A 10,219-nucleotide genomic window follows, 5' to 3' on the forward strand; every position below is an offset into this window, starting at 1 on the left:
TGTTTGGAAAGGGCTTCGATCTTATTTTCGTTGTGGGCTATGTCTATAAAAACACCTGAAGAAATCTCTTCGAATCTTCCCGCAAAACTCAAATTGCCCATTTTATAAAGAGCTTCGGAAATTTTATTGTCTCCGCAGAAATGCCGGAAAATTTTAAGCGAAAGAGAGGCGTTTGCTATTTGATGCTCCTGTCCAAACAATTTTGAATCTTTTTCTGATTTGCTGGCGTAATCACGGATCATCTTTGTGTTTTCTTCATCCAAAACGAACATTTCGGTTTCATTTTTACGGCAGAATTGCCTGAATATCTCCAATGTCTCTTCGTCTGTTTCTCCGGTGAATAAAGGTCTGTTTTTTCTTATGATTCCGGCTTTTTCAGACGCCCTTTGCCATTTCTGCTCTCCGAGGCTCAAAGGATGATCGTAACCTACGGAAGTAATGACTGCGGCTTCAACGTCCACTGCCGTGAGCCTTTCGTATCTTCCGCCGCAGCCGGTTTCAAGAAAAGCCCACTCTACGCCGTGCTTCTCGAAAATCAACAGAGCTGCGAGAACGCATATCTCGCTGAACGACAGGGGAGTCTGTGGATTTTTTGAATAACGCTTCAAACAAAGGGGCAGAAGTTTATTTTCCCATACTTCGGTAATCTCTCGAGCCTCGACTGTTTTACCCTGGACGGAAAATCTTTCCCTGAAGTCGAAAAGATGTGGATTTGTGAACGATCCTGTTTTGTGATTTACGGAGAAAGAGGCTTCCAGAAAACGGCAAACCGATCCTTTGCCGCTCGTTCCGGCTATTTGAATGAATTTTGTCGGGTGTTTTCCATGCCATATCTCGCCAAGAATTTCTTTCATCATTTCGAATCTGTAAAATCTCTCCGCCATCCAGTCAGCATGGAAAATCTGATCTACGGCTGTGTAATAAGTGAAATCAGGCATAACAGTCAGCTATTTGTGGATTTTGCTCAAAAAATCTTCAATTTCCGGAATCCCGCCCTGAAATATGAGATACCCGTTGTAAGGTTCCCTTTCCGTAATCTCATCAGAAACCGGTGATAGCATTATCTTTTTGACTTCATCCAAGTCGCTTGTCTGACCGAGCGCCCATCCTAATTTTATGTAGGCCACTTCCGGCAGCATGTTTTCTGCAGGCACGACCCCCAAGCTCATTAGGTCTCTGCCCGTGTCGTAAACGAACATGTGAACGTATCCCCAAAGCGTTTGAACGGTCATGAACATCGCGACATTCTTTTTTGCCGCTCTCTCTATGGCAGGATAAAGAGGTTTGTTGACGTGACCGAGACCGGTTCCAATGATGATAATACCCTTGTATCCGTTGTCGACAAGTGAATCTATCATGTCGGGAGCCATGTTCGGATAATAATAAATCATGGCGACTTTTTCTTCGAAAAAAGGGATTATGTTAGCCGTTTTGTCGGATCTTCTTTTTTTGTACGTCTTTCTGATAGGCGTTATTTTATCTCTGTCGACCATAGCTATCGGAATGTCGCCTATGGTCCTGAAAGTCGAACGGTATGAGGAGTGCATTTTTCTAACTCTCGTCCCGCTGTGAAGCAGTCCGAATTTGTCTGATGTCGGACCGAACATACAGACCATAACTTCTGCAATGTCTGATTCAGCGGCGGTTTTTACGGCGTGAATCAGGTTGAGGGCGGCGTCGGAAGACGGCCTGTCGGAGGATCTCTGCGATCCGACCATGACTATAGGGACAGGTGAGTTCTGGACCATGAAAGAGAGTGCGGCGGCCGTGTGGTGCATCGTGTCCGTGCCGTGACCAATGACTATGCCCTGAGTTCCTTTCTTTATTTCTTCTCCTATCGCGATGGCGAGTGTTTTATACTGCTGGGGACCCATATTCTCGCTGAATACGGCAAAAAGTTTTTCAGTCGTGAGGTTGCAGATGTCAGCCAGTTCCGGAACCGCTCCGTAAAGTTCTCCCGGAGAAAAAGCGGGTATCACTGCGCCTGTTCTGTAGTCGAGTCTGGAGGCGATAGTGCCGCCGGTTCCGAATAATTTTATGGCGGGTTTATCAGGCGAGAACGGGAATTCCTTTTCGGGAATTTTGTAGTGAGCCTCTTTGTACCCGACGTCCTCGATAGCCGCGATGATGTCAGCTGATATACCTATGTTATAGCCGCTGGGAATTTTTAATACAATGTGCCTGTCGTCGTCGTTTACCGATCTGGGGAGTATTATACCTCTGAATTCGCCTCTATTTGTCTTGACGACGGCATCTGTCCATACGGGCACGTTGAATTTTTTAAGGACTTTGAGTGAGGCTCCTCTGTATCCTTTGTAAATCTCTAGCATTAAGAAATCTCCGCGTTCAATTCTCTGAGCGGGATGTTGCCCAAAGAAACTGTTTTTAATTTTCCCATGAGCCATCTGCTTTCGGCTTTTTCGTCTTTTGATTTCCTTATTTTTGAAAAGTTTTTCCTGAGTTCCGGGACAAGAGAGAGTATTTCGTTTTTTTCTGTTCTGACGAAACCCGAAAGTGCAAAAAGTGATTCAATTTCCATGTTAGGATTTTCGATTAGTATTTTTGAAACATCGCGTATCTTTTCGAAATTTATGGAATGAGACTGCATGTGGCTGAAAATCTCGGATAATCTGACGTAAGGGAAATTTTTACCGGTTTTACCTTCGAGATTTTTAATGAAATGTCCGAACAGGCACGAGAGAAATTTCTGATGAATTCCGAAAAGTAAATTAATTTCTTCGAGCACAGGCATGAGATTTTTCTTGAGCATATAATTTTTAACGTCTTCGGGGGCATCCCAGGAGTCGAGTTGATCAAATCTTTCTTTTACCGGCACTGGGAGCTTGGCTTCAATATTTTCTACATATGTGTTTTCAAGGGGGATGGGAGCTGAATCAGTGTCCGGGTACATTCTGTCAGGACCGGGAAGAACTCTTTCGAAAATCGTCGTTCCGTCGGGCATGCCTTTTCTCGTTTCACCGGGAACACCGTCGAACAGAAGAAGACATCTTTCTTCAACGGCCTCGAGAGCGGTTTTCATGTCTTCCTCTGGTCCCCAGAATACAAGAACAGAATCTCCTCTTTCGCAGTGCAAAGCTCTCGATATTTCGTTGAGCATTTTTTTATTTTGACTGAATTGACCGTCTTCGGAATGAATGAGGTTGGGTTTTTCCAAACCGGCGATGACTTTAAGCCTTCCGCTCAATTCGTCAGAAAAATCCTTTCCGGGTGATGTGAAGAAGGAAAGAATTCCTTCGAATCCCGGCAGGCGAATCGCGCGGGCGGATAAAATTTCCCTGCCGTAAGCTTTCGTGTGTGAATGGGGAAGATCGAGTCTGTCCGGATCTATTGCCGCGGAAAAAATATGCCAGTTTTTTTTGTTTCCGAAACGTTTTATAAGGATTTTTTGTATTTCGAGCAGAGCTTTCTGGCGGAATGCCTCATTGTGAACCAGCCACGGGAAGTAACTTATTTTGGATATTCCCTTAAGTTCGACGCGTGTTCCGCCTGAGACGCTGACATTGACGTCCTGCCTCGTCGCTCCGATGCCCGTTCTTACTTTTCCGGTGCTTCTGGTCAGGAATCTTATGTATTGACCGGCTTCGACGACCTCGAGGGGATCGAGCATGTCCGGATAAGTCACTGTTTCGATGAGAGGCATTCCGAGCCTGTCTGTCGTGTAAATCCTGTCGTGCCTGAAATCCGAGACTTCCCTGCAAGAATCCTCTTCAAGGCTGAGCTGAATAATTCTCACGTCTTTGTTTTTGAGAGGGATTTTGCCTTCAATGCCTACTATTGCCGTCCTTTGAAATCCCGTAGGTATGCTTCCGTCGAGATATTGCTTTCTCGTAATGTGAAGTTCTCCGACAATGTTTGTCCTCAAAAGACAGGCTATCTCAACGGCTATGTCCAATGCGTTTAAATTGACTGAAAAAGGGGGTGTGTCGTCAATTTCGTAAGTACAAGTCGTTTCTTTTCTTATTCTGTATATTATTTTTTTTCTCGTTTTGAATTCCATCAGAGCCGTACCGTCGTATTCACCCAGTTCGCTCAAAGTGGGCCGCATGTGCCTGATCAGTTCAGCTTCGAAATATCCGGGTTCAAAATAAATTCCCGCCGGACAGCGGCAGAACAGTTTTTTATCTGTTAAAAGCTGTTGATGGACTTCGAGACCGCATTTGAAACCCAGTGACGTATAAGTGTCATTGACGGCGCTTTTGTAAGGGACGTAGCCGGTCAAAGCCCTTGTTTTTTGTATGTTTTCTTCACGATTGAAATAATCTTGCATAAAATCTTCTGTTATTATAGGATTGATGACTATATATCAAAATCAGGTACAAAGCAAATGCAATTGCCCGAACAAAAGAGGTTAAAATGACGAAAGAAATTTACAAAGTTTTCGCGGCGGTTTTAATGTTACTTTTGCCGGCGGCTTTTTATGCCGGAGTATGTATACCGGGAGTTGGTTGTTTTTCAGGAGTTGAAGGCTGTGAGATTACTACGCCCTGGTATAATCCCGGCTACCTCTATACATATCAGAAAGCCATCGAAAAAAACGCCGTCGGTGTTGAGTACGGAGAAAGATTCCCGGGAACCGACAGATGGGGATTCCTGCATTACCGTCTCGGTAAAAATTACATCGGGCTCGCCGCCAACAGAAAGCAGTATTTGGGCGGTTACCCGTTCGACACGACGTATTTCAGACCCAGGATATCTGCGCCCAACGATGTATTCCCTTACATGCTCGATTCGATAAAACCGCCGACTTATCTGGTCGACGTCATCGTATCCAGAAATATGTTCGGCGGGGGAGCGGGGCTCAATGTGCATTTCGGTTCCAAATCCCAGGAAAGCGAATACGATTATTTCCTGACTCAGAGCCACATAAAAGCAGAACCGAGTTCAAATTCATTCGGAGCGATTTTAGGGATAGACAATAAAAGTTACTACATCACAGCAGGCTTTGACTATCTGACGTGGAATTCCGATTTTGAGATTGTCGACACTTTAAACGACACTAATTTCGTCGATTTCGAAAACACTTACACCAGCGCGAATTTAAATTTTCAGTACAAAAAATGGATAGACCAGACAAGATACATAACATTGCCGACTCTTTCATTCAACTATGATAACGGCAGTGAGAATTTTTCATCGCGAGAACTGGGACACGCGCTAAATCCGGAAAACGAAAGAAACAAATACTCATTGACTACGGGTCTAGCTTTTGACGACATGGGAATCCCGAATTCGTTCAGCGTCGGAGTAAATTTTATTTACACAAGAACCGTGAACGAATTCCAAATGGACACGGTTTTCACGGATATGGCAGCCGACACTATTTTCAGAACACTGCCGGGAAAAGCGACTATTGACGAGTACACTTTTCCCCAGATGTACTTTTCGGCTAATTTCTTTATATGGAAATGGCTGAGCGCCAACGCTTCTGTGAATTACTCTATAAAATACACGTCGTCTGACGTAGAAAGATCATACGCTGAGCTGGACGGAGGATCTTACGTCCTGAGAAAAACTCTACAAAAGAAAACCGGTTTTGAAAGGGAAATTTCATTCGATCTCGGGGCGGAGATAACTGTTCTCGAAGACCTTAAAATCAATTTTGTTGTCGACGACAAAATTCTTTTTGACGAACCATATTTGATCTCGGGAGACAAGTCTTTTTTGATTGTTACAAAGATCACGGCTTGGTACCAGTTCTGAAAAGTATTTTTTGATTCATCCGCATGTCCGTTCTGAATCTTATACTCTTTGTTCTCTTTTATGCAGGGCGTGAACCGGTCACCTCTACCGATCAGTTCTCAGACGACATCGGATGGATCATGGAGAATATACAGGAAAAAGTTATAGGCTCGGAAGAGAGCCTCGTCATATTTCATTCGGTCGAATATTACCTAAAGTCTGCTGAAAGATATGAGTGGTCCGACGAAATTCCTGAAGACATTAGAAAAAGATACGTCCTTTATCCGAGGCTTTCTCAGGAACCCCTTGAAGATTACAGGCCATTTTTTTATGATATCCTCGCCGACAGCCTTGACACCTGTCAAAACTCTGCTTCAGCCGCGGAGACAATATTCAGATGGTCTTCTTCTGTTTTGAAATTCAAACAGACGTCGAGGAGGGACCAGGGGCCTTTGGAGACTTATTATTCGGGTTACGGAAGGTGCGAAGAACTGATGATTTTTTCCGCGTCAGTCTGCAGGACATTCGGTATTCCGGCCCGGCAGGTTTATGTCCCTTATTGGTCTTTCACGGACAACAATCACGCATGGACGGAGGTTTTTGTCGGCGGAGAATGGCATTACATAGACGAAGGCGCCGTTCTCGATGAAACCTGGTTCAGCGATTATCTTGAAAAAACGGCTCTTGTTCTGGCCGTTTCGCCGGGAAGACCGGAAAATGAAGATATTGTCAGAGAGTACCATGACGCTTCGCTGATAAACAGAACTAGAAATTACGCTCCTTCGGGCGTTCTCTTATTTATTGTTACAGAAGACGGAGAACCAGCTGAAAGCGCGCGAGTGTCTGTGTGCGTTTATAATTGGGGCGCATTGAGGGAAATTGCCGGTGGATTCACGGGAAAAGACGGATTATATTCCTTGACCCTGGGTTTGGTGAGCGTGTTTGCTTTTTCTGAAAAAAAAGGAAAAACGGCATTCGGTATTTATACTCCGCTTGACTCCGACACCGTGCGTTGCCTTCTCGATCTGGGAACTTATTCCTGGACGGACACGTCGTTTTTTCTGAGGATCAAATGAAAATTTATTTATTTGCGGTTTTATTGTGTATGACGCAGATTTTATACCCTTCCAACGATGATATATTCGAAAGAGCCGGTGAAAAAGCGTTTAACGTCGCGTCTTTTCTGAATTCAATCGGCGACGATACAAAAGCCGGATACGCGCTCAATCTCCTTGAAATACTCGGCAGCATAGATCTTCTGGAATTTGATTCGGCGCTTTTCAGTGGCAATCTAGATTGTTCGATGGAATTACTCGCGAAAAAATCTTTACCCGATTCAATCTTTGTCAAATACCTGCTCGATTACAGAATATTTTTCGAACCGCCGTCATCATACAAACAATTACTCAAGGAGTTTTTTGAAAGTGAAACGGCAATCTCTGAAGACGCGATCACAACAGCTCGAGTTATAAACGACTGGACTCGTTCGTCTCTTTTAACTGATTCGTTTAACCTTCTGGGTCCAGGCAGATCCGTGATGCGAATTTTTTACGAAAAATCGGCTACCGAGAGAGAGACAAATATTTTTATTGTTGCCGCCCTGAGATCCCTCGGTTTTCCATCGAGACTCGTTTTTCTTCCGGCAGGGACAAAGATAGAAAAAAGCTACGAATGGATAGAGATATACGTCCCAAATTCCTGGGTGCCTTTTTATCCTGACGACGCCTCATTTTCGGGCGATTTTACTTACCCCGATGAAAAGTACGGAGTCAGCGCCGTTTATGCTTTTGGTGCCGGTGAAATTGAAATGCTGACAGAAAATTATGCATTGACTGGAACGGTTCAGGTTGAACCGGACTCTTTTTCAACGGACGTCTGCGATTATTCGATCGGCATTGTATGCGGAGGAGCCATAAAGGTTTTTGATTATTTCGATTTTCCGGATGAAGCCGATGAATTATTTTCAGCTCGCCTCGGAAGAGGGGAGTATTTGTTTGTAACCGGGTTGAGAGACGAGAGCGGTTCCGCGGCAGTAAATATGTTCACGTTTGACGTTGAGCCCGGAGAAACCGTGAAGATGGCCTTGGAACAGCCTGAATTTCCCGTGATCCGTGAAACCGATGAATTGCCCCCGCAAATATTCGAGCGCCTTTCCGCTCTTTCTTTGGAGACGCCCTGTGTAATAATTTGCGGAGATGTGGAATCCGAGCCGTTTGAGAGGATGCTTGAAATAATAACTCTGGAAGCTGAAAACGTCAGGATATACCTTCCCGATCCGGTTTTATTTCATTCTCTGGAACAGGAGGAATACGAACTTCTAATCGGAACAGATATTGAAACCCCTTTGATCGTCGGTTTATCATCTGATCCTGAAAAATGCTTTGTCAGGACAGGATTCAATCTCGGTATCGGTGAAAAACTTCGCGAATGGATAAAAACTCTCAGGGAGGAAAACAGATGAGACTTATGGTTACGGGAGGAGCCGGTTTTATCGGGTCTAACTATATAAGACAAAGGTTCATCAGGAATCCGTCCGATGAAATATTGAATTACGACCTTCTGACTTACGCAGGAAATCCTGAAAACCTGCGCGACATGGAAAAAAGCTCATACTCCTATGTATTCGAAAAAGGTGACATATGCGATTCTGAAAGAGTAAGAAGCGTTTTGAAGAACTTTAAACCCGAGGCTGTAATAAATTTCGCCGCGGAAAGTCACAACAGTTATTCCGTTCTTGACCCCGGTGTTTTTTTCAGAACAAACGCAATGGGAACCCAAAACTTGCTCGAATGCGCAAGGCTCGAGTACGTGGAGAGGTTCCATCACATTTCCACCTGTGAAGTTTACGGAGACATGGATTTAAATGACAACGGCTCGTTCACCGAGAGTTCTCCATACAGACCAAAGACAGTATATAACGCTTCAAAAGCCGCCGCGGATCATGCTGTCCGGGCGTATCAAAATGTCTTCGGTTTGAAAACGACAATTTCCGTTTGCTGCAACAATTACGGTCCCTATCAGTATCCTGAAAAACTAATACCGCTTTTTTTAACCAGAATATTCGAAGGGGGAAAAATCCCTGTTTACAGAAGCAGTGCGAACAAAAGAGAATGGCTTCACGTCCTGGATCACTGCTCGGCAATAGATGCTGTTCTCCAAAGAGGAAAAATTGGCGAGACATACAACATAGGGAGTTCGGTTGAAAAGAGCGTTGAAGAAATTGCTGAAACTCTCATGAAACTTACATCCGCTCCTGAAGGAACAAAAACTTACGTCGAAGACAGACCGGGGCACGACAGAAGATATCTTTTAAACAGCTCCAAAATCAGAAATGAGCTCGGATGGAAACCTGAAATAGATTTCGACGATGGAATTTCTCGCACAGTCGAATGGTTCAGAGAAAACGAAAAGTGGTGGAAGAATTTGATAAAAAAATCTTCAGTTGACGAGACGGCGTGGTGAACTCAGAATTTTTTCATTACGAGAACGTCGTCTTCCTTACCCTCGTGCCATGTGTTGAAACCGATTTTTTTAAGTTCTTTCAGCATTTCTTTTGAATACCCGGGGATCATTACGGTCAGATATTCCTCGTTTGAACCTCTTGCTGTTTTCGAGAAAGCGGGCATTAAAGTGAGCGTGTAATCGCTTGCAGGTACGAGCGGAGTCATGATGTCCCTGAATGCGTGCTTGGGCTGAAGAAACAGCATTCCCTTGTAACTGAACATTAAGCTTTTTCTTTCGAGCCAGATATGCGTGTCCGAACACTTTTTTACAAATTCCCAGCCCAAAGGTATGTGTTTTTGGTAGCCGCATTTTTCGACAAAGAGTTTGAAATCATTAACTTGCTTGATTTCCTCTTCTGCGCAAGGTTCGAATTTATCAGTTTCGGCAGAAAAAGAAGTGAATGATTCTTCAAGACGAAAACCGTCCCTTGTAGAAAGAGACAGCGACTCTTCATTGAGATAGTATGTGGCGAATTCGGCAGTAGTCACTGTTCCGTTCGATTGAAGTTCAGCCGCTTTTTTAGCGGTGAAATCGTAGAGAATCCTTCCCCAACCTTTACTCTGATAATCCTTGTGAACACGTAAACCTTCCAGCCAAGCTGTTTTACAGGGATAAACTGAAATTTTTACGGTTCCGATGACTCGCCTTTCGCTTTCCAGCGCCCAAAAATTCCCATCCTCGATCCAGTCCGAGAAGACGTCTTCAAGAAAATCGTGACCGTCCCACGTGTTTTTTGATATGTCTGTTATGAAGGGTAAATCATCTATAGTGCATTCTCTGAGGGTGTAGTTTTTATCCATTTAAACCTCCGTATGATTATTAAAAAAGTAATTTATCAAATCATTCGCTTTTATACAAGGAGTTTGCGAATTCATCAGGGATGTTTTTTTCTTGACACGGCTGTTCATTCCTGTAGAATTAGACGGAATTGGGTCCGTAGCTCAGTCGGTTAGAGCATCTGACTCATAATCAGGTGGTCGTAGGTTCGAGTCCTACCGGGCCCATTGACAATTAA

General features: G+C 44.1%; 8 protein-coding genes and 1 tRNA gene. 5 read left to right on the plus strand and 4 right to left on the minus strand.

What is annotated here, in order from left to right; translation table 11 throughout:
- The 3 genes from JXL83_09465 to gatE all read right to left on the minus strand — a co-directional run.
- Positions 1–938: hypothetical protein (locus JXL83_09465; GenBank protein MBN2364346.1), on the minus strand; the 938-nt coding region annotated here is incomplete at its 3' end.
- A gap of 9 nt (positions 939–947) precedes the next feature.
- Entirely contained in the window at positions 948–2,330 is a 1,383-nt protein-coding gene (gatD, locus tag JXL83_09470; GenBank protein ID MBN2364347.1) for a Glu-tRNA(Gln) amidotransferase subunit GatD, read from the minus strand.
- Entirely contained in the window at positions 2,330–4,288 is a 1,959-nt protein-coding gene (gene gatE / locus JXL83_09475) for a Glu-tRNA(Gln) amidotransferase subunit GatE (protein MBN2364348.1), read from the minus strand. Before gatE ends, gatD begins: the two co-directional genes overlap by 1 nt.
- A gap of 86 nt (positions 4,289–4,374) precedes the next feature.
- Here gatE and JXL83_09480 point away from each other — a divergent pair, with 86 nt between their 5' ends.
- The 4 genes from JXL83_09480 to rfbB are packed head-to-tail and all read left to right on the plus strand — an operon-like array spanning position 4,375 to position 9,162.
- Positions 4,375–5,721, plus strand: coding sequence for a hypothetical protein (locus JXL83_09480; protein ID MBN2364349.1), 1,347 nt, complete (start codon positions 4,375–4,377; stop codon positions 5,719–5,721).
- Between the two features lie 23 nt (positions 5,722–5,744).
- The gene (locus JXL83_09485; protein MBN2364350.1) at positions 5,745–6,776 is read left to right on the plus strand and encodes a hypothetical protein; all 1,032 of its coding nucleotides are present in this window, start codon (positions 5,745–5,747) and stop codon (positions 6,774–6,776) included.
- Positions 6,773–8,161 (plus strand): transglutaminase domain-containing protein, encoded by a 1,389-nt coding sequence (locus JXL83_09490; GenBank protein MBN2364351.1) that lies wholly within the window; start codon positions 6,773–6,775, stop codon positions 8,159–8,161. Before JXL83_09485 ends, JXL83_09490 begins: the two co-directional genes overlap by 4 nt.
- The gene (rfbB, locus tag JXL83_09495) at positions 8,158–9,162 is read left to right on the plus strand and encodes a dTDP-glucose 4,6-dehydratase (protein MBN2364352.1); all 1,005 of its coding nucleotides are present in this window, start codon (positions 8,158–8,160) and stop codon (positions 9,160–9,162) included. Before JXL83_09490 ends, rfbB begins: the two co-directional genes overlap by 4 nt.
- Before the next feature lie 2 nt (positions 9,163–9,164).
- On the opposite strand, the gene JXL83_09500 is transcribed toward rfbB, so the two are convergent.
- The gene (locus JXL83_09500; GenBank protein ID MBN2364353.1) at positions 9,165–10,004 is read right to left on the minus strand and encodes a GNAT family N-acetyltransferase; all 840 of its coding nucleotides are present in this window, start codon (positions 10,002–10,004) and stop codon (positions 9,165–9,167) included.
- Positions 10,005–10,134: 130 nt separating this feature from the next.
- Here JXL83_09500 and JXL83_09505 point away from each other — a divergent pair.
- Positions 10,135–10,208 (plus strand) — tRNA-Ile (locus tag JXL83_09505).
- The last annotated feature ends 11 nt before the right edge of the window (positions 10,209–10,219 follow it).

It is taken from the genome of candidate division WOR-3 bacterium (assembly GCA_016934535.1).
GTDB lineage: Bacteria > SDB-A > SDB-A > SDB-A > SDB-A > JAFGIG01.